This window comes from Arthrobacter woluwensis (assembly GCF_030816155.1).
Taxonomy (GTDB): Bacteria; Actinomycetota; Actinomycetes; order Actinomycetales; family Micrococcaceae; genus Arthrobacter_E; species Arthrobacter_E woluwensis_A.
The window spans coordinates 3,307,391-3,324,689 of record NZ_JAUSXR010000001.1 but is presented as its reverse complement, the minus strand read 5'-3'; the positions used below and the strand labels follow the sequence as shown (position 1 = coordinate 3,324,689).

The 17,299-nt window shown below is 66.0% G+C and carries 15 protein-coding genes, 2 tRNA genes and 1 pseudogene; 6 read left to right on the top strand and 12 right to left on the bottom strand.

Annotation, left to right across the window (positions count from 1 at the left end; translation table 11 throughout):
- Positions 1-45 precede the first annotated feature (45 nt).
- From QFZ52_RS15280 to dnaA, 12 genes and pseudogenes are all read right to left on the bottom strand, one after another.
- Entirely contained in the window at positions 46-942 is an 897-nt protein-coding gene (locus QFZ52_RS15280) for a DMT family transporter (protein WP_307498466.1), read from the bottom strand.
- 67 nt (positions 943-1,009) lie between these two features.
- A tRNA-Ala gene (locus tag QFZ52_RS15275) sits at positions 1,010-1,085 on the bottom strand.
- Positions 1,086-1,095: 10 nt separating this feature from the next.
- On the bottom strand, positions 1,096-1,203 hold the full coding sequence (locus QFZ52_RS15270) for a DLW-39 family protein (protein ID WP_307498465.1): 108 nt from the start codon (positions 1,201-1,203) through the stop codon (positions 1,096-1,098).
- Positions 1,204-1,243: 40 nt separating this feature from the next.
- Positions 1,244-1,317 (bottom strand) — tRNA-Ile (locus QFZ52_RS15265).
- Between the two features lie 131 nt (positions 1,318-1,448).
- A complete protein-coding gene (locus QFZ52_RS15260; protein WP_307498734.1) occupies positions 1,449-2,042 on the bottom strand; it encodes a DUF3566 domain-containing protein in 594 nt (197 codons plus the stop codon).
- Positions 2,043-2,245: 203 nt separating this feature from the next.
- The gene (gene gyrA, locus QFZ52_RS15255) at positions 2,246-4,915 is read right to left on the bottom strand and encodes a DNA gyrase subunit A (protein WP_307498463.1); all 2,670 of its coding nucleotides are present in this window, start codon (positions 4,913-4,915) and stop codon (positions 2,246-2,248) included.
- Between the two features lie 79 nt (positions 4,916-4,994).
- Complete coding sequence (gene gyrB, locus QFZ52_RS15250; protein WP_373425686.1) at positions 4,995-7,049, bottom strand: DNA topoisomerase (ATP-hydrolyzing) subunit B; 2,055 nt, start codon at positions 7,047-7,049, stop codon at positions 4,995-4,997.
- 360 nt (positions 7,050-7,409) lie between these two features.
- Positions 7,410-7,970: a DUF721 domain-containing protein gene (locus QFZ52_RS15245; RefSeq protein WP_307498462.1), complete on the bottom strand. Its 561-nt coding sequence runs from the start codon at positions 7,968-7,970 to the stop codon at positions 7,410-7,412.
- Positions 7,960-9,210 carry a DNA replication/repair protein RecF gene (gene recF, locus QFZ52_RS15240; RefSeq protein WP_307498461.1) on the bottom strand — a complete coding sequence of 417 codons (1,251 nt, stop codon included), beginning with the start codon at positions 9,208-9,210 and terminating at the stop codon, positions 7,960-7,962. Before recF ends, QFZ52_RS15245 begins: the two co-directional genes overlap by 11 nt.
- Positions 9,211-9,219: 9 nt before the next feature.
- A complete protein-coding gene (gene gnd / locus QFZ52_RS15235; RefSeq protein ID WP_307498460.1) occupies positions 9,220-10,152 on the bottom strand; it encodes a phosphogluconate dehydrogenase (NAD(+)-dependent, decarboxylating) in 933 nt (310 codons plus the stop codon).
- Between the two features lies 1 nt (position 10,153).
- Positions 10,154-11,278, bottom strand: coding sequence for a DNA polymerase III subunit beta (gene dnaN / locus QFZ52_RS15230; RefSeq protein ID WP_307498458.1), 1,125 nt, complete (start codon positions 11,276-11,278; stop codon positions 10,154-10,156).
- Between the two features lie 567 nt (positions 11,279-11,845).
- A pseudogene (gene dnaA / locus QFZ52_RS15225) lies at positions 11,846-13,277 on the bottom strand (chromosomal replication initiator protein DnaA).
- A 463-nt stretch (positions 13,278-13,740) separates the two neighbouring features.
- Between dnaA and rpmH the strand changes: the two are divergent.
- The 6 genes from rpmH (at position 13,741) to rsmG (ending at position 17,001) form a co-directional block, all read left to right on the top strand.
- Positions 13,741-13,878 (top strand): 50S ribosomal protein L34, encoded by a 138-nt coding sequence (gene rpmH / locus QFZ52_RS15220; RefSeq protein ID WP_003800212.1) that lies wholly within the window; start codon positions 13,741-13,743, stop codon positions 13,876-13,878.
- A gap of 37 nt (positions 13,879-13,915) precedes the next feature.
- Positions 13,916-14,314 (top strand): ribonuclease P protein component, encoded by a 399-nt coding sequence (gene rnpA, locus QFZ52_RS15215; RefSeq protein ID WP_307498457.1) that lies wholly within the window; start codon positions 13,916-13,918, stop codon positions 14,312-14,314.
- Complete coding sequence (gene yidD / locus QFZ52_RS15210) at positions 14,311-14,700, top strand: membrane protein insertion efficiency factor YidD (protein ID WP_307498456.1); 390 nt, start codon at positions 14,311-14,313, stop codon at positions 14,698-14,700. The genes rnpA and yidD overlap by 4 nt, the downstream gene beginning before the upstream one ends.
- A 14-nt stretch (positions 14,701-14,714) precedes the next feature.
- Positions 14,715-15,677, top strand: coding sequence for a membrane protein insertase YidC (gene yidC, locus QFZ52_RS15205; protein ID WP_307498455.1), 963 nt, complete (start codon positions 14,715-14,717; stop codon positions 15,675-15,677).
- Entirely contained in the window at positions 15,674-16,195 is a 522-nt protein-coding gene (locus tag QFZ52_RS15200; protein ID WP_278267711.1) for a Jag family protein, read from the top strand. The genes yidC and QFZ52_RS15200 overlap by 4 nt, the downstream gene beginning before the upstream one ends.
- A 152-nt stretch (positions 16,196-16,347) precedes the next feature.
- Positions 16,348-17,001, top strand: a complete 654-nt coding sequence (gene rsmG, locus QFZ52_RS15195; RefSeq protein ID WP_373425727.1) for a 16S rRNA (guanine(527)-N(7))-methyltransferase RsmG — start codon at positions 16,348-16,350, stop codon at positions 16,999-17,001.
- Positions 17,002-17,299 lie beyond the last annotated feature (298 nt).

Below are 17,299 nucleotides of genomic sequence, written 5' to 3'. Positions count from 1 at the left end.
GCCTGCCGCGCCTCCGCCCGCCCGGCGACGTCAGTCGAGGCGGCGTCAGTCGATCGGGGCTTCCGCGAGCTTCTCCCGTTTGCCGCGCTGACCCGCGATGACGACCGCGAGGCCGGCGATGATGAGGGCCAGGCCCGCGTAGGTCCCGGCCGGCAGCACCTCGTGGAGGAACACCGCCGCCAGGATCGCCGCTCCGGGGATCTCCAGCAGCACCAGCATGGACACCACGAGCGCGCTCATGTGCCCCACCAAGTAGTTCAGCGAGGTGTGGCCCAGCAGCTGCGCGGCCACCGTGATGGCCAGGATGCCGAGCCACCCGTTGAGCTCGAACCCGACCAGCGGCTGCCGCCCCACGAGTGCCAGCACCAGGACCACCAGGGCGCAGAATGCGTAGCAGATGCCCGTGTAGGCGCCCGTCGTCATGTCCTCCCGCGCCTTGCTGCCGGCCAGCGTGTACACGCCCGCCAGGATGCCGCCCAGGATCGCCAGGATGTCACCCCACAGCGCCTGAGGGGACGACCCCAGGTCGAAACCCGTGATCGCCACGACTCCCAGGAACGAGATCCCCAGCCCCGCCAGGACGTGCCAGGAGTGCTTCGTGCCGCGGAACAGCTGGATGAGGGCGATCCAGGCCGACTGCAGGCAGACGAGCGCGGTGGAGGCGGCCACGCTGGTCAGTTCGAGCGAGTAGAAGAAGCAGACGAAGTGGAACGCCAAGGCGATCCCCGCGACGCCGCTCCACACGAGGGAACGGCGGCTCACGCGGGTGAACGACTGCGGGCGGCGTGCCAGTTCGGGAGCCCCCATCACGACGGCGGCGATCGCGTTGCGCCAGAAGGCGATGGCGATCGCTCCGACCGTGGTGCCCGCGAGTGTCGCGGAGACCAGCGGCCCCGAGGCGGAGACTCCGAGGATGCCCAGCGTGGCCATCAGTGCGTTCATGCCTCAGCCTTCCGCCGTCGTCGTGGGGGCAAAACAAAAGGACCGTCTTGCGACGATCCTTTTGTGATGGTGGAGGCAAGGGGACTCGAACCCCTAACCCCCTGCTTGCAAAGCAGGTGCGCTACCAATTGCGCCATGCCCCCAGAATCCCGGTCAGGAAACCGAATCGGTTCCTTGCTTCCAGGCACCCTTCTGGGCTTCGGACTCCCGGGCCTTCTTCACGATGACCACGGAAGCGACTGCCAGTGCGATGACGAGCAAATTTCTTCATGGTGCCTCGTTCCGTGAACTCGGTGTTCCGTGGGCGTACCAGGACTTGAACCTGGGACCTCTTCGTTATCAGCGAAGCGCTCTAACCGCCTGAGCTATACGCCCCCACAGCCCACGAGTCTCCTCGATCGGGCCGAGATAAGACTTTACAGGACTTCCCTGCCCAATCCAAATCGGCCGGGACACCGTCCACACGGTGTCCCGGCCGATCAGAGGCTGGCCCTCGAAGGGGTCGTTCAGTCGTCCGTGAGCGTGACGCCCACGCCGCCCACCAGGGTGGCGGCGAGGTTGTACAGCACGGCGGACAGCGTCGAGATGGCCGTCAGGAGCACGACGTTCACCACGGCGATGATCGTGGAGAAGGAGACCACCTGGCCGAGCGAGGCGACCTTCCGGAGGTCGAAGCCGCCGCTTTCGCTGCCGGCCACGTCACCCACGAGCTTGTTCACCTGGTTGAAGATGCCGGTCAGGTCCAGCACGGTCCACAGGACCAGTGCGGCCACCACGGTCACGATGCCCAGCGCCACGGAGAGCAGGAAGGACATCTTCAGGACCGACCACGGGTCGACCTTGCTGATCATGAGCTTGGCGCGGCGCACCTTCGCCTTGGGCGCGGGCTTCACGAGCCCCGCGGTGGCGGCGGAAGCAGCCGGACCCGCAGGAGCCTGAGCAGGACGCGCCTGAGCGGGACGGGCCTGGGCAGGACGGCCCTGGGCGGGACCTCCCTGCGCCGGACGTGCCTCGGCCGGACGGGAGGCGTTCGCCGAGCCGGCCGGAGCCGAACCCTGCGTCGCCGCACCGGTGGCGCCGGGGACGGGAGACTTGCTCACGGCCGGAGCCGGGCGCGAGGCGGGAGCCTGGCGCTGCTGGTCCGCGGCGGGCTTGGCCTGAGGCTTCGGCTGCTGCGGGGCCTCGAAGGGGGAAGCCGCCGGGCGGGAGGTCTGGCCACTCTTGTCGCCGGAGCCGCCCGATGGGTTCGCGGAGCCTTCGTCCTTCGTCGGTCGGCTCTCAAAGGGGCTCGAGTTCGAGGGGCTCACGCGGTACCTCCACTGGTTTCATCGCTTTGCGGATCGTCCGAGCCGGATTCGCCGGATTCGGTGTCCTGGACGGGGACGGACGCGTCGGCGCCGTCCTTGTTCTGACTCAACGTTACGTCATCGGCTTCGGCATCGTCCGGTGTTTCCCCGGATTCCTCGACCTCCAGACCACGTTCGGTGTTGCGCGCGACGCCGATGATCCGGTCGTTCTTGTCCGGCTTGGCGAAGATGACGCCCATGGTGTCGCGGCCCTTGGCGGGCACGCCCTGGACCGAGGAACGGACCACCTTGCCGCCCTCCATGACCACGAGGACCTCGTCGTTCTCATCCACGATGAGAGCGCCCACCAGGTCACCGCGTTCCTCGGCGAGCTTGGCCACCTTGATGCCCAGGCCGCCACGGTTCTGCAGACGGTACTCGTCGGCCGCGGTGCGCTTGGCGTAGCCGCCCTCGGTCACAATGAACACGTAGGAGTCCTCCGTGACCACATCGGCGGCGAGAAGCTCGTCAGCCTCGCGGAACTTCATGCCGGTGACGCCCGAGGTGGCGCGGCCCATGGGACGCAGCGCCTCGTCGTCGGCGGTGAAGCGGATCGACTGGCCCTTGCGGGACACCAGGATCAGGTCGTCGGTCTCGCTGACCAGCTGGGCCGAGACCACTTCGTCGCCGTCGCGCAGGTTGATGGCGATCACGCCGGCGCTACGGTTGGTGTCGTAGTCCTCCAGGCGGGTCTTCTTGACCAGACCGCCCTTCGTGGCGAGAACCAGGTACGGGGCCTGCTGGTAATCACGCAGGTCGAGGACCTGGGCGATGTGCTCGTCCGGCTGGAAGGCCAGCAGGTTCGCCACGTGCTGGCCCTTGGCGTCACGGCCGGCCTCGGTCAGTTCGTACGCCTTGGCGCGGTACACGCGGCCCAGGTTGGTGAAGAACAGCAGCCAGTGGTGGGTGGTGGTGACGAAGAAGTGCTCCACGACGTCGTCGCCCCGCAGCTGGGCGCCCTTGATGCCCTTGCCGCCGCGCTGCTGCGAACGGTAGTTGTCGCTGCGGGTGCGCTTGACGTAGCCGCCGCGGGTGATCGTGACGACCACCTCTTCCTCGGGGATGAGGTCCTCGATGGACATGTCGCCGTCGAAGCCGCGCAGGATCTGCGTGCGGCGGTCATCGCCGTGCTTCTCGACGATCCCGGCGAGCTCTTCGGAGATGATGGCGCGCTGGCGGTCCTCGGACGCGATGATCTCCTTGTACTCGGTGATCAGCGCTTCGAGTTCGGCGTGACGCTCCTGGAGCTTCTGGCGCTCCAGAGCGGCCAGACGGCGCAGCTGCATGTCGAGGATGGCGCGGGCCTGGAGCTCATCGATCTCGAGCAGTTCCATCAGACCGTCGCGGGCGGCCTCCGTGGTGCTGGAAGCGCGGATCAGGGCGATGACCTCGTCCAGCATGTCCAACGCCTTGAGGAGCGCACGCAGGATGTGCGCCTCTTCCTCGGCACGGCGCAGGCGGTACCGGGTCCGGCGGGCGATGACGTCCAACTGGTGCGCCACCCAGTGGCGGATGAAAGCGTCGAGGCTCAGCGTGCGCGGCACACCGTCCACGATCGCCAGCATGTTCGCAGAGAAGTTCTCCTGCAGCTGGGTGTGCTTGTAGAGGTTGTTCAGGACCACCTTGGCCACGGCGTCGCGCTTGAGCACGATCACGAGGCGCTGACCGGTGCGGCCGGAGGTCTCATCGCGCAGGTCGGCGATGCCCTGGACCTTGCCGTCCTTGACGAGTTCGGCGATCTTCACGGCCAGGTTGTCCGGGTTCGCCTGGTAGGGCAGCTCGGTGACCACGAGGCAGGTGCGGCCCTGGATCTCCTCGACGTTGACCACGGCACGCATCGTGATGGAACCACGGCCCGTGCGGTAGGCGTCTTCGATGCCCTTGTGGCCCAGGATGGTGGCGCCGGTGGGGAAATCCGGACCCTTGATGCGGAGCAGGAGCTCTTCGAGGAGCTCTTCGCGAGTGGCTTCCGGATTCTGCAGGTACCACTGCACGCCGTCCGCCACTTCGCGGAGGTTGTGCGGCGGGATGTTGGTGGCCATGCCGACGGCGATGCCGGAGGATCCGTTGACCAGCAGGTTCGGGAAGCGGGCCGGCAGGATGGTCGGCTCGAGGCTGCGGCCGTCGTAGTTGGGCTGGAAGTCGACGGTCTCCTCGTCGATGTCCCGGACCATCTCCATGGCGAGCTGGGACATCTTCGTCTCGGTGTACCGGGGGGCGGCCGCGCCGTCGTTGCCCGGGGAGCCGAAGTTGCCCTGGCCGAGTGCGAGCGGGTAGCGCATCACCCAGTCCTGGATGAGACGGACCAGGGCGTCGTAGATCGCCATGTCGCCATGCGGGTGGTACGTGCCCATCACGTCGCCGACCACGCGGGCGCACTTGCTGAACGCCTTGTCGGGGCGGTAGCCGCCGTCGTACATCGCGTAGATCACGCGGCGGTGCACCGGCTTGAGGCCATCCCGGACATCCGGAAGGGCACGGCCCACGATCACGGCCATGGCGTAATCGAGGTAGGAGCGCTGCATCTCGGTCTGCAGGTCGACCTGCTCGACGCGGTCCACCAGCGTGCCCTCGATGGCGGCCTCGGGGCTCTTCATGCCAGGGATTTCGGGAGTTTCGTCACTCATCGTTCCGTCTTTCGTTTCACGTTGATCAGTTCCGGATCAGGCGCACGACGGCGGCACTCGGCCGCCGTCGCCGGCTCACCTAGATGTCCAGGAACCTGACGTCCTTGGCGTTCTGCTGGATGAAGTTACGGCGGGATTCGACATCCTCGCCCATGAGGACCGAGAACACCTGGTCCGCGGCGAGGGCGTCATCCATGGTGACCTGCAGCAGCGTGCGGCGGTCAGGGTCCATGGTCGTGTCCCAGAGCTCGGTGTAGTCCATCTCGCCGAGACCCTTGTAGCGCTGGATGCCGTTCTCCTTGGGCAGGCGCTTGTTCTCGGCCTGGCCCTTGACCAGCGCGGCGTCACGTTCGGCGTCGCTGTAGACGTAGTCGTGCGTCGCGTTGGACCACTTGATGCGGTACAGCGGCGGCTGCGCCAGGTAGACGTAACCGTTCTCGATGAGCGGCCGCATGTAGCGGAACAACAGGGTCATGAGCAGCGTGGTGATGTGCTGGCCGTCCACATCGGCATCGGCCATGAGCACGATCTTGTGGTACCGCAGCTTCTCGAGGTCGAAGTCCTCGCCGATGCCGGCGCCGAACGCCGTGATCATCGACTGCACTTCGGCGTTGCCGAGAGCCTTGTCCAGGCGGGCACGCTCGACGTTCAGGATCTTTCCGCGCAGGGGCAGGATCGCCTGGGTCTCCGGGTTGCGGCCGCGCTTGGCGGAACCACCTGCGGAGTCACCCTCCACGATGTACACCTCGCAGCGCGACGGGTCCTTGGAGGAGCAGTCGGAGAGCTTGCCGGGCATGCCGAAGGACTCCAGCGGGCTCTTCCGTCGGGCGTTGTCACGGGCCTTCCGGGCCGCGAGACGTGCCTGGGCGGCGTTGATCGCCTTCCGGATGATGTCCCGCGCGGGGCCGGGGTTGCGCTCCAGCCAGTCGCCGAGCTCCTCGGTCACGGCACGCTGCACGAAGCCCTTGGCCTCGGAGTTGCCGAGCTTGGTCTTGGTCTGTCCTTCGAACTGCGGTTCGGAGAGCTTCACGGAGATGACGGCGGTCAGGCCTTCACGGATGTCATCACCGGTGAGGTTGTCGTCCTTCTCCTTGATGATGTTCTTCTCGCGGGCGTAGCGGTTGATGAGGGTGGTCAGCGCAGCGCGGAAACCCTCCTCGTGCGTGCCGCCCTCATGCGTGTTGATGGTGTTGGCGTAGGTGTGGACGCTCTCGGAGTATGCCGTGGTCCACTGCATCGCCATTTCGAGCGAGATCTGCTTGTCCGTGTCCTCGGTCGCGAGGGAGATCACGTCCGGGTGGACCAGCTCGGTCTTCTTGCTCTTGTTGAGGTGGGTCACGTAGTCCAGAAGACCGTTGTCGTACTGGTAGACCACGGTCCGGGGACCGCTCTCCGCCTCATTGAGGTGATCGAGGTCCAGGTCCTCGTCGGGCGTCTCGATCTCGCGCTCATCCGTCAGCGTGATGCGCAGGCCCTTGTTCAGGAACGCCATCTGCTGGAAGCGGGCACGGAGGGTCTCGAAATCGAACTCGGTGGTCTCGAAGATCTCGGGGTCCGGGTAGAAGGTCTGGGTGGTGCCCGTCTCCACGGTCTCCTCGCCCTCGACCAGCGGGCCCATGGGCTTGCCGCCGTCGGCGAAGGACATGCGCCAGGCGTGACCCTGACGACGGACCACGGTGTCCACGCGGCGGGACAGCGCGTTCACCACGGAGATGCCCACGCCGTGCAGACCACCGGAGACGGAGTAGCCGCCGCCACCGAACTTGCCGCCGGCGTGCAGGATGGTCATGACCACTTCCACCGTCGGCTTGCCCTCGGTGGGGTGGATGTCCACGGGGATGCCACGGCCGTCGTCCACCACGCTGACGCCGCCGTCTGCCTGGAGCACCACCTCGATGTGGGAGCAGTACCCGGCCAGGGCCTCATCCACCGAGTTGTCCACGACTTCGTAGACCAGGTGGTGCAGACCGCGGGGGCCGGTCGAGCCGATGTACATGCCGGGCCGTTTGCGGACGGCTTCCAGACCTTCAAGGACGGTGATGTCACTGGCGCCGTAGTCGCGCTGCGTGGTGGCGGACAATCCGCTTTCCGGCTGCGGATCGGCGTCTGGGTGTTCGGCGTTCTCAATGGCCACAGGCGTGTCTTTCCTTCGTTGCTCTTAAAGCGTGCTCGGCCAGTCATCCGCCGCGGCGGTGGGCTGACGTGAACGGGCTGACGTGTGTGGTGCTCGTTCCATGGGTCCTCCGGCGTGAGGCACCGCCGGTGCGGTCCCGGGACATGGATCGAGCGCCGGATCCGTCACGAAGCGGCGCTCTGAGCCTCACCGTTCATTCTACCCTTTAGAACTGAACGATTCCTGATTCTGGGACACTCCTGGCGAAGAAAAACTGCCCTGACCGGCCCGCAACGGGCTCCTGGCGCTCTCGGAGGGCTCTTGGATGGCCCGGGATACGGCATACGGGGCGTTCAGAGCTCCTGGAGGCCGTGGAGCGTTTCACCCGTACGTGTCACGCGGACCCCGTCCGGGCACACTCCGGCGCCCCTTCTTCCAGGACGGAGGATTGGGCCCGTGGATCTCGATCACCGTCACGATCCCCGGCCCCACTTCGGTCCGGAACTTCTCCAGGAGGCTGGGTCGCAGCAGACGCATATTGGCCGCCCAGGCCGTGGAATCGCAGCGCACCGTCAGGGTCGTGCCCGCGAATCCGGTCGCCTGGCAATGCGCGGCGACCTCCGGCCCCACGAAGGACGGCCACTGACTGACCACCGATCCCACCGCGACCGGCGAGCTCCAGCCCCGGTCCACCACGAGCCGTCCCATGATCGAGCCGACGCCCTGGGGATCCCGGCCCAGCCCGAATTCGCGGGAGGGACGGGCTTTCTTCTTCGGGACGCGAGGGCCCTCGAGTGATCCCGCTGCGGACTTGCTCCGGATCTCGCCCCGCAGTTCTGCGGCGCGGCGAGCCCGGCGCAGGGCGTCACGCGCGGCGTCCGGACCCTCCTGTTCGGGCGTGCCCTCCTGTCCGGGCCTGCCGGGATCGGGGTCACGCACCATCGCCGGCTCCCGGAAGGATCGTGCCGGGCAGGACGCGGACCCTGGAACCCGCCAGTTCCGGAGGGACATCGCTGTCCACCGCGGCCGTGACCAGCACTTGTTCGGCGGTGGCCACGATGGTCGCGAGCCGGGCCCTCCGCTGTGCGTCGAGCTCCGCGAAGACGTCATCGAGGATCAGGATGGGCGCCTGGGTGCCGGAAAGGTCGTCCTCCAGCAGGGCGTAGTAAGCGGCCAGGCGCAGGGACAGCGCGAACGACCAGGTCTCGCCGTGCGAGGCGAAGCCCTTCGCGGGCGCCTGCCCCAGGAGTAGCTCCCATTCCTCGCGGTGTGGTCCCACGAGGGTCAGGCCCCGGTCGGCCTCCTGCTGCCGACTCGCCTTCAGCGCCAGCAAGTAGCGTTCGGTGAGCCGGGCGATGTCGTCTCCGGCGAGCCGCGCCGCGTCATCCTCCACCGCGGGGATCCCGACGACGGCGGGGCCGCCGTCGTCGTCCGCCGCGGCCGGAGCGAGCAGCAGGCCGGCCCCGCCTTCCTCGGTCTCGAAGGCGACCGTGGAGCGGTAGTGCGCCCGGGCGATCTTCGACCCGTCGGTGAGGGACGCGTAAGCCGTGTCGATATGGGGCTGCAGACTGCGGACCAGGGCGAGCCGGGCGTGCAGGAGTTCCGCGCCGCGAGTGGCAAGGTGGTGATCCCACACGTCCAGCGTGGCTTCCTGCGCGGAGGACAGCCGCCCGCCGCGGGCCGATTTCAGCAGGGCGTTGCGCTGCTTGAGCACCCGGTCGTAATCGGCGCGCGTCCCCGCATGACGGGGTTCCAGCGTGACGAGCAGTTCGTCGAGGAACCGGCGACGGATGGCCGGTTCCCCTTTGACCAGGGCCAGGTCCTCCGGTGCGAAGAGCACCGAACGGACCAGGCCCAGGATGTCCCGGGCCCGCACCGGGTTGCCCCGGTTGATGCGGGCCCGGTTGGCCCTGGCGGCGTTGATCTCCACTTCCACGCTGGCCTGCTGCTCGCCCCGGACCAGCCTGGCCCGGATGAACGCCTGTTCGGCGCCGAACCGAAGCAGCGGCTGGTCCGACGAGACACGGTGCGAGCCGAGCGTGGACAGGTAGCCGATGGCTTCCATCACGTTGGTCTTGCCCACGCCGTTGGACCCGACCAGGACGGTGACGCCCGGCTCCAGCGGGAGTTCAAGCTGAGGGTAACTGCGGAAATCCGTCAGCGAGAGATGCGCCAGGTACACGCCGGCTGACTACTGCGGGGCGTCGGTGCCGGCCTGCTTGACGGCGTGGCCCCCGAACTGGTTGCGGAGGGCGGCCACCATCTTCATGGCGGGCGAATCCTCCTGGCGGGAGACGAAACGGGCGAACAGTGCCGCCGTGATCGCGGGGGCGGGCACCGCGTTGGCGATCGCCTCCTCCACGGTCCAGCGGCCTTCGCCGGAGTCATCGGCCCAGCCGGCGATCTTGTCGAGGCCCGGGTCCTCTTCGAGGGCGTTGACGGCGAGGTCGAGCAGCCAGGAGCGCACGACGGTGCCCTTCTGCCAGGCGCGGAAGGTGCCGGTCACATCCTTGATGATGTCCTTGGCGGCGAGCAGTTCGTAGCCTTCGGCGTAGGCCTGCATGAGACCGTATTCGATGCCGTTGTGCACCATCTTGGCGTAGTGACCTGCGCCGACGTCCCCGACGTGGACGAAGCTGTCCTCGCGGGGACCTTCGGGACGGAGGGCGTCGAACACCGGCATGGCCGATTCGACGTCCTCGGCGCTGCCGCCGACCATCAGGCCGTAGCCGTTCTGCAGGCCCCAGACACCGCCGGACACACCGCAGTCGACGAAGCGGATGCCCTTCTCGGCGAGCAGCGCGGCGTGCTTCTGGTCTTCCGTGAAGCGCGAGTTGCCGCCGTCGATCACCAGATCACCGGCGGACAGCTTCTCGGAGAGTTCGCGGATCAGCGCGTCGGTGATCTCACCGGCGGGCACCATGACCCAGACGACGCGCGGGGTGGGCAGCGCCTTGATGAGCTCGTCCACGCTCGCGACGTCGGTCTTCTCCGGATTGCGGTCGAATCCGGTGACGGTCACGCCGCCATCGCGGAGGCGTTGCCGCATGTTGAAGCCCATCTTGCCGAGCCCGATCAGACCAATGTGCATGGCGTCCACTTCTTTCCTTAGCTGGTTTCGCACGTCAGTTCGGAAGACGGACGGGCATCACCAGGTAGCGGTAGTCGTCAGAGTCCTCGCCCTCGAGCTCCGCCTGAGCCGTCAGCATGGCCGGCTTCGGGGCGGAGGTGAAGGAGAACCTGACGAACCGGGTTTCGATGACGCTCAGGCCCTCGATCAGATAACCCGGGTTGAACGCGACCGTGATGTCCTCGCCTTCCAAACGTGCTTCCAGCTCTTCGGAGGCCTGGGCGTCTTCGCCCGTGCCGGCATCGAGGTGGACTTGTCCATCAGTGAAGGCCAGACGCACCGGGGTGTTCCGCTCGGCGACGAGCGAGACACGGCGGACGGCCTCCACGAGTTCGGAGGTGTTGACCACGGCATGGATGGCCGTGGTCTCCGGGAAGAGTGAACGGATCTTGGGGTAATCGCCGTCCACCAGCAACGACGTTGTGGCACGTCCGGCGCTTTCGAAGGCGATCAGCCGGGAGTCGTCCTGGGTGATCGCGAGCTTCAGTTCACCGCTGCCGCCGAGGGTTTTGGCGACTTCGTTGAGCGTTTTGGCCTTGACCAGCGCGGACATGGACTGCCCGGGAGCCGAAGGCGCCCAGGGGAGTTCCTTCATGGCCAGACGGTAACGGTCCGTGGCGAGGAAGGTGATCAGGTCGTCTTCGAATTCGAGGCGCACACCCGTGAGGATCGGCAGGGTGTCGTCCTTGCTGGCGGCGATGATCACCTGGCTGACGGCTTGCGAGAACGCTGCACCGTCGACCATGCCGTTGCTGTCCGGGAGCGCCGGCAGGGCGGGGTATTCGTTCTCCGGCATGGTGGCCAGGTGGAACGAGCTGCGGCGGCAGGTCAGCGTGACTTTGGATCCGTCGGTCTCGATGTCGACCGGTGCGGAAGGAAGGCTGCGGCAGATGTCGGCGAGCAGACGTCCGGACACGAGGATGGTGCCTTCGTCGCGGATCTCGGCGGGGATCTCCAGGCGTGCGGAGGTCTCGTAGTCGAAGCTCGAGAGGCTGACCGTTCCGTGCTCGGCCTTGAGGAGCAGACCAGAGAGAACCGGTACCGGAGGCCGGGGAGAAAGTGAGCGTGCTGCCCAGCTCACTGCCTCGGCGAGAACGTCCCGTTCAACTCTGAACTTCACGGAAGGGTGCCGCCTTTCAAGTACGGGAGCTCGTTGCGCCCAGCTTAGTCGGATTCAGCTTGCAAGAATACCCGGCCGGAGAGGCAAGTGCCGCACCGGTGTCCGAGGTCACGGGAGTGGGGTGGGTCCGGCGTCGCCGGGTCCACCCCGGGATCCGCTTCGTCCAGAGGCGTTCCGCTGGATCGGCCGACCCTGCCGTCGGTGGTGTTCCCGTTCCGGCGGAGCCGGAGGTCCCGGGGTCTTCGGTGGACGGGTGCCGGAGCGGAGGGAAGTTGTTATCTCACGAATTTCAGATCTTTTGGGATTCGTAGTGTTAATAACTGCTGTGGATTCTGTGGATAACCGGATCCTGCCGCGTCTTTCCGCGGAAGTGTCCTGTTGACCCGCTGTGGGCATTAATGCCAACAACCGCAGCGGGCCTGTGGGGGCAGTGCTTCCGCGCCATTTCGGGGATCCACAGCGCCGAGGGAGGTTTTAAGACCATCGCGGCGGCTTCTCCACTTAACTGTCCCCAGGTTTATCCACAGGTGTTGTTAAGTTAATAAGGAGTGGGTTCCGCGAAGGCCCTCAGGCCTCGCGCTGCTGCTGCTTGATCTTGTTGGTCAGCTCGGTGACCTGGTTGAAGATCTGGCGGCGTTCGCTCATGAGTTCGCGGATCTTCCGATCTGCGTGCATCACCGTGGTGTGATCCCGTCCGCCGATCTCCTGGCCGATCTTCGGAAGCGACATGTCCGTGAGCTCGCGGCAGAGGTACATGGCGATCTGGCGGGCGGTCACCAGGGTGCGTGTCCGGGACTTGCTGCACAGCTCGTCCAGGGACAGCTTGAAGTAGTCCGCCGTGGCGTCGAGGATCTGGGAAGCCGTGATCTCCTGAGCGCCCTCATCGGTGATGAGATCCTTCAGGACCATCTCGGCCAGGGCCACATCCCACCGGCTGGCGGTTCAGGCTGGCGAAGGCGGTCACGCGGATGAGCGCGCCTTCGAGCTCACGGATGTTGCTGGAGATCCGTGAGGCGATGTACTCGAGCGCCTCGTCCGGTGCGGAGAGGCCCTCGCTGAGAGCCTTCTTGCGGAGGATGGCGATGCGGGTCTCGAGCTCCGGCGGCTGGATGTCTGTGAGGAGGCCCCACTCGAACCGCGACTTCAGACGGTCCTCGAAACCGTCGAGTGCCTTGGGCGGCTGATCGCTGGTGATGACCACCTGCTTGTTGTTCTGGTGCAGGGCGTTGAACGTGTGGAAGAACTCCTCCATCGTCGCGTCCTTGCCGGCCAGGAACTGGATGTCGTCGATCAGCAGCACATCCACGTTCCGGTACATCTGCTTGAAGCTGGTGCCCTCGTCGTCGCGGATGGAGTTGATGAAGTCGTTCGTGAATTCCTCGGAGTTCACGTACCGGACGCGGATTCCGCTGTAGAGACGCCGGGCGTAGTGGCCGATCGCGTGCAGCAGGTGCGTCTTGCCCAGGCCGGAATCGCCGTAGATGAACAGCGGGTTGTAGGCCTTGGCCGGCGCCTCGGCGACCGCCACCGCTGCGGCGTGCGCGAAGCGGTTCGACTGGCCGATCACGAAGGTGTCGAAAAGGTACTTGGGGTTGAGCCGGCCGAACTCCTGCGAATTGCTCGGCGGCGTGGGCTGGGCCCGGACCTCGCTGGCCGGAGTCTCGACGTCCAGCTCTTCAGGGATCACGACGGCGGCCGGCACGGCGGGTGCCACGGGGGACAGATTGGCGTCCACATCGATCGCGCAGCGGATCTCGTCGGAGAAGACCTCACGCAATGCGGCGTCCAGGGAATCCTTCACCTGGTTGATCAGGACGTCACGGGTCATCTCGTTGGGGACGGCCACCAGGAGGGTGGAACCGACCAGGCCCTGAGCCTGTGCGAGGGAGACGAAAGCGCGCTGACGTGGGGAAACCTGCGGATCCCGTTCCAGAAGATGGACCACCTGGCGCCAGGGACCACCGACCGTGTCTGCGTGATTGCTCTCGTCCATGCGCACCGTGACTTTCTGACTCTGGGGTTCCCGTACGTCGTGCCGCGCAGTCCTGGCGTGATGGACCGCACTTTTCCACAGTGTTATGCACAATCGGTGGAAAACGGCTACTGAGACACTGTAGACGATCGAAAATCCAGAAGATAGCCAGCCTTCGGCCTGTGGATAATTACACCGATGTGGTTCCGCGGAATGGCCGGGAATGCCGCTCATCCACAGTTTCCACAGCTTCTTGTCCACTCCCCTGTGGACGGGTGTGGGTATGCTCTAGATTTGACGCCCCGCTCCCGGCTGCCCTAACGTTGACTAGTCCCCTATGTCCTCATGGGGGGTCCACGCCCACACAGCAGGGGCGAACATGGCAGCCAGCCGTTCCGTTCGTTCCGTGGGTGAGTACAAACTTTGCGTCAGCCTTTGCTTCCCCGCGATCCAGGTAGACGCGTCCCGTCAAACAACTGGAGCAACCACCGTGAGCAAGCGGACTTTTCAGCCGAACAACCGCCGTCGTGCCAAGAAGCACGGCTTCCGTCTTCGTATGCGTACCCGTGCAGGCCGCGCCATCCTGGCTGCCCGCCGTGGCAAGGGCCGCACTGAGCTCTCGGCGTAAAGCCGACTAGTCGACCCGAGCCAGGCCTGGCGACAGAGTGCTTCCCGCACAGAACCGCCTGCGGCTTCCTGCCGACTTCTCCACCACACTTCGTTCCGGTGTCCGTGTAGGGCGCCGGAACTTAGTTCTATCTGCGTGCCTTTCGTCACCGGACGCCTCCGGCCGTTTCGGCTTCATCGTTTCGAAAGCCGTCGGGAACGCAGTGGTCCGCAACCTCGTTAAGCGGAGGTTGAGGGAGATCGGTGCTCGACTGCTGCAGGAACACCCCACTGGAATCGATGTGGTGGTGCGTTCCCTGCCGGCGGCGGCACAGGCGGACTGGGAGGAACTCGTGGCGGACATGGAACAGGCCTTCGCCGTGGCACAGCGCCGTCTTGCCGCGCGCACGCGCGAGCAGGCCGTGGCGGACGCCGCGCCCGGCGAGGTTCACACGTGAACGTGGCCGCCGCCGTCGTCCGCGGTGTGATCGATCTGCCGAGGAACATCCTGATCGGTGCGCTCAAGCTGTACCGACTGGCGGTTTCGCCTCTCTACGGACAGGTGTGCCGGTACTTCCCCAGCTGTTCCGCCTATGCGCTGGAAGCAGTCACCGTCCATGGCGCCGTCAAGGGCAGCTGGCTCGCGGGCAAACGCCTGCTCCACTGTCACCCGTGGAGCGAGGGCGGTCTGGATCCGGTGCCGAGCGGCGGTCGTTCCTGGCCGGTGGACCAGGTTCCGCGGATCGTCATGCTGAACCATCCGCACGACTACCTGCCTCAGGACGCCGAGCCGGGCCCGGCAGCAGCCAAGACCACTGAAGAAGAGCGCCGCTCCGCGGCCTGATTGAGGGACACATCATGGACATCTTTGGGGCGATACTGGCGCCTTTCAAATGGCTGGTCAGCATTGTCATGCTGGGCTTCCACGAAGCCTTCACGTTCCTGGGCCTGCCCAGCGAATCCGGCTGGACCTGGACGCTGTCCATCATCGGCCTGGTGGTCGTGATCCGTGCGGCCCTGATCCCGGTGTTCGTGAAGCAGATCCGTGCTCAGCGCGGCATGCAGCTCCTGCAGCCTGATCTGAAGAAGCTCCAGGAGAAGTACAAGGGCAAGACCGACCAGCTCTCCCGCCAGGCGATGGCGCAGGAGCAGATGGCCCTGTACAAGAAGCACGGCACCAACCCGTTCTCGGCCTGCCTCCCCATGCTGATCCAGATGCCGTTCTTCTTCTCGCTGTTCCAGGTGCTGTCCGGCATCTCGCAGGCCAAGGAGAAGGGCGAGGGCATCAGCGCCCTGAGCCACGAGAACGTCGTCGAGTTCGACAAGTCCTCCATCTTCGGTGCGCCGCTCTCCTCCGCGCTGCTGCACGGCGGCGGGGTGTCCGTCTGGATCCTGTCCATCATCATGATCCTGGCGATGACCGCTTCGCAGTTCATCACCCAGAAGCAGATCATGGCCAAGAACATGTCCGAAGAGGCTCTGGCCAGCCCGTTCATGCGCCAGCAGAAGATGCTTCTCTACATCCTGCCGGTGGTCTTCGGTGTGGGTGGCATCAACTTCCCCATCGGTGTCCTGATCTACTGGACGGTCTCCAACCTCTGGACCATGGGCCAGCAGTTCTACGTCATCCGCCGCATGCCGACCCCCGGTTCCCAGGCGGCCCGCGAGCTCAACGAGCGCCGCAAGGCCAAGGGTCTGGCCCCGATCGACGTCACCACGGGTAAGAAGGTCGACCCGGAGGACATCCCGGCCGAGCCGGAGAAGCCCAAGGGCCAGCGTTACCAGCCGAGCCGCAAGAACAACCGGAAGAAGAAGAAGTGAGTGTAGAGACGCCCGCCGAGGAGACCGCTGTGACCGAGGCTCCGGAGAATGTGAACCGTCTTGACGAGGAAGGCGACGTCGCCGCGGACTACCTCGAAGAACTTCTGGACATCGCAGACATCGATGGTGACATCGACATCGAGGTCCGCAACGGCCGCACCTACATCTCCATCGAAGCCGACGGGGACGACCACGGCCTGAACAACCTGGTCGGCGAAGACGGCGAAGTGCTGGAGGCTCTCCAGGAGCTGGCGCGACTGGCCGTCCTGTCCGCCACGGAGAACCGCTCGCGCCTGGTGCTGGACATCAACGGCTATCGCCGTGGCCGCACCGTGGAGCTCTCCAAGATCGCCCAGGATGCCGTGGACCGCGTCAAGAGCGACGGCGGCCGGGTCGCCCTCGCGCCGATGAGCGCTTACGAGCGCAAGATCGTGCACGACGCGGTGGCCGAACTCGGATTCGTGAGCGAGTCCGAGGGTGAAGGCCCCCGACGGCACATCGTGGTCAGCGCAGACTGACTTCCCACCCGCCCGGCCCTCAGGACCGGGCGGGTCGTTTTTTCCCACCGGAGAACACGGGCCGCAGTCGGCCCACCGGAATCAGATCAGGAGAGGAACGGATGTCCCCCATCCAGGACGAGTCGGCACAGAACCTTGAGAGCGCCCCCGAGGTGTCCGCAGCCGATGCCACGTTGACCGACGGTGAGCGGGAGGCTGCGCAGCGCATCTTCGGTGACCGTCTGCCGCTCGCCGAGCGCTACGTGGAACACCTGGCGACGTCGGGCATCGAACGCGGACTGCTCGGCCCGCGTGAGGTGCCGCGGCTCTGGAGCCGGCATGTCCTCAACTGCGCGGTCATCGAATCCTGTATCGCTGAGGACGCCGTGGTGGCGGATGTCGGATCGGGCGCCGGTCTTCCCGGTCTCTGCCTCGCCATCGCACGGCCGGATCTCCAACTCACGTTGATCGAGCCGCTGGAACGCCGCTGCATCTGGCTGCAGGAGGTCATCGACGATCTCGGGCTGGACAACGTGGTGGTGTGGCGCGGCCGCGCGGAGGCCGCTGTTGGCCTGGAGGACTTCACCGTGGTGACTGCGCGGGCCGTGAGCGCGCTGGACAAGCTGGCCCGCCTCACCCTGCCGCTGCTGGCAGGCCGCGGGGAACTGGTCGCGATCAAGGGCCGGAGTGCTCAGGAGGAGATCGAGAAGGCTCAGAAGGTCCTCAGGAAGCTGGGCGCCGTGAAGACGGACATCGTGATCTGCGGCGAGGACCTCCTGGAGGAGTCGACGACGGTGGTCCGGGTCAAGGTCGGCAAGGAGAACTGACCTCGGCTGATGCCGTCCGGGAGACCGTCCGGCGTGGTGTCGGGGGCGCGCGCCGTGTGAAGCCCGCCCGTCGGCCGGAGGGTCGAGCAGTTAGGCTAGAAGTCGGTCGGAGAGATTTCCAGGAGAAAGAGTGTGTCCCGTGAGTGAACGCGAGAGTACCGTGCACCGGATCCCGCCCTTCGTTCAGCTGGGTTCCGCACGTTCCACGGAGGTTCGAAGCGTCCCGACACGACCAACGCCTAAGAAACCTAATTCGGTTGATAATTCATCGAAGGAAGGCGTTTCACGTGAAACGCCC